Source organism: Brevibacterium sp. HMSC063G07, from assembly GCF_001810665.1.
In the GTDB taxonomy this organism is placed as follows: Bacteria; Actinomycetota; Actinomycetes; order Actinomycetales; family Brevibacteriaceae; genus Brevibacterium.
The window spans coordinates 1-408 of the sequence record NZ_KV802338.1; the positions used below are offsets into that span (position 1 = coordinate 1).

The following is a 408-nucleotide window of genomic DNA, read 5'->3' on the forward strand; positions in this document are numbered from 1 at the left end:
TCGGCACAGTAAACACACCAGAATGATTACCACTGCCATCAGTCCTAAACTTCTGACGCTTCTTACCGATCTTCAGAACATACTCAGCCTTCGGATCAAGACGCGAAACACTAAACCGCACATCCTGACCCACATGAGCCTTCGAAGCCGACAAAGCAAAACCATCCGCACGGAACGTCTGCATCTTGCACCGCTTCGACAACGTCACAGTCTTACCACGATGATCCTTCGCAGAATCCGGCTTCTTCAACTTCTCACCAAACTCACCATCACGCGGCACACGACCCTTATTGAAAAACGCATGAACAGTCGTATCCACACACTCCGGCCCCGGAGCGGTCGACGTGAGTCCACCGAAGGCGCCATGACTGGTCCCGGACACGCTCAGCAGTGAACCGTCAATCATCT

1 pseudogene is annotated in these 408 nt (G+C 52.9%); it reads right to left on the reverse strand.

The annotated features are described in order from the left end of the window. Positions 1 to 319, reverse strand: a pseudogene (locus tag HMPREF2757_RS03795) (TAP domain-containing protein); the annotation flags it as partial. Positions 320 to 408 lie beyond the last annotated feature (89 nt).